The sequence below is a fragment of the Colwellia sp. F1 genome (assembly GCF_056238625.1).
The window spans coordinates 1-2,286 of the sequence record NZ_JBWDLI010000094.1 but is presented as its reverse complement, the minus strand read 5'-3'; the positions used below and the strand labels follow the sequence as shown (position 1 = coordinate 2,286).

Below are 2,286 nucleotides of genomic sequence, written 5' to 3'. Positions count from 1 at the left end.
ACCAGCCCTTCCCTTTGCTTTCACGCAAAGCGATCCCGGAGACATTTCTTTGTTTGGTGGGCACACCAGCGGAGGTGCCGAGGAAGAGTAGGTTCATATCGCGTCCGTGCTTTCTCTTTAGAAACCTGAACTTTGTCTGGCGGCATACAGATATCCAATAAGTTTGGTTGCTCAAATTTTTACGACAGGATGCCAACGACAACAGTCGCAATCGTTAAGCGGCCTCAAAATCCAATGGCTGCAGGTCGTCCAAATTAATTGTGCTGCGAGCCACCCATAGGTCGTACATGTGAAAAAGCACTCTGCATAAAATACCGAATAGAATTGATGGGCAAACTGATGACAACGTGCCATGAAAGCCCATCACTATCCATTTAGCGTGCTGCACTTAGTTTAGGTACTTGTCTTTACACTATGTTCTCAAAACAACAACAGCGCCAAGCTAATGATAACACCGCTCACCACCAGTACGACGGCACAGTAACCCATGATATCCCTGGCCTTTAGTCCTGCGATCGCAAGGGCGGGCAAGGCCCAGAACGGATGAAGCATGTTTGTCCAGCTATCTCCCCAGGCGAATGCCATCGCCACTCTAGATGTGTCGGCATTCAGCGCCTGAGCAGCCTCCATGACAATCGGCCCTTGAACCGCCCACTGACCACCACCTGATGGCACAAGCATGTTAATTAAGCCAGCGGAAAGGAAACTCCAAACCGGCAGTGTGTCCGCTGTTGATATATCAACAAACACTTGGGCAAGGTCTCCTGCTAAACCAGACTGGGCCATGATACCCATGAGCCCCGCATAAAACGGGAACTGGATGATGATGCCACTAGCACCTTTCACAGCTTCATTAATCTGCTCCAGGAAGCTACTGAGATTCTTGTGTAGCCCGATACCAATGAAAATCAGCGCAAATATGATGACATTAAGATTGAGCCCCCCACCATTAACCGCATAGAAAATCAGTGCAGTAATGCCTAACAGAGAGATTATCAGCGCAGGCCAAACTGAGTGTTCAAGGCGCTCTGCTGGCCGTGAGACATCAGCCTTGATAGGAGGCTCATCTGCAAAGTCATTAAAGTGGACAGGCTCACTGCTTTTCATCATTAGATAGTTGGTGAGCGGAAGAGCGATGAACATCGCCAAGACTAGGCCAATATTCAAGGGACTGAAGAGCGTCTCACTGGTCGGAATCAAGCCAACGCTGTCTTCAAGGAAATGCCCAGAAGTCGCCAAGCTGAGTGGTATCGAACCAGATAGCCCTGCATGCCAGATCAGAAAACCAGAGTAAGCACTGGCGATCAATAGCCGATAATCAACAAATGGTACGCGCTTGGCCAACTCTTTGGCTAGAACTGCTCCGACAACAAGCCCTATACCCCAGTTCAGCCAACTGGCCAGAAGGGAAATGACAGTCACTATGACTATAGCACTACCAGGTGTTTGCGCAGAGTCGGCGATACGCAGCGTTAGATATTTGAACAATGGAGTAGTAGCTACCACGAAACCTGCGACTAGAATCAAGACCATCTGCATCGCGAACCCATGCAGACTCCAGAACCCATCCATCCAGTAGCCGAGCATCTTATTAGGCGCATCTCCTCTGAATACCACGCAAGCCAACATGATCACTATAGTAAGTACGATCACGATGACTAGCGGATCAGGAAGATAGCGGTCAAAGATTCGCGTCAACCCATTGGTAATACCACCGAATAGCTTATTTTTTTTACTTATTTTCAAGGTATTATTAGACATTATTATTCTCCTGCCCTGATATTTAACCGTGATGGACCAGAGTAGCTGCAGCTAAGTCTTCTAGTGCGGTACCAACAGCTTTGAATACCGTACATTCCTGTTCCGACCTGCGCGTCGGGCATTGGCAACGGCAAAGCTCCTCTAGAGTGCCAATGACGGCATCCCGGCTTAGGTCACCTAGCTCTATCGGTTGGAGAAGATCCCCTGACTTTTCCAGGGCTTCCTCAGTATCGATGAAGAGACTGTTGTTCACGATGGCATTAGTATCTGCCTCGCGCATTTCCGGAGTGAAGCTACCGATTAAGTCGAGATGGCTGCCCGGAGTCAGCCAGGCCCCTTCAATCAATGGCTTTGTTGACAAGGTCGCGCAGCTGATAGCGTCTGCCCAACCAACGGCTTGTTCCAAATTCTCGACCACATGTGCAATGAAGCCATCTTGATTGAGTTGTCCTACTAACCGTTCTGATGCAGCGTGATCGATATCCCAGACGGCAACTTCTTCTATTGGTAGCACCTCCCGATAAG

General features: G+C 49.1%; 1 protein-coding gene and 1 pseudogene. Both read right to left on the bottom strand.

All coding sequences use genetic code 11. The features are described from left to right. Positions 1 to 420: 420 nt before the first annotated feature. Complete coding sequence (locus AC0UA9_RS17630) at positions 421 to 1,761, bottom strand: short-chain fatty acid transporter (protein ID WP_475662074.1); 1,341 nt, start codon at positions 1,759 to 1,761, stop codon at positions 421 to 423. Between the two features lie 22 nt (positions 1,762 to 1,783). Then, positions 1,784 to 2,286: pseudogene (locus AC0UA9_RS17625) on the bottom strand (bifunctional Delta(1)-pyrroline-2-carboxylate/Delta(1)-piperideine-2-carboxylate reductase); the annotation flags it as partial.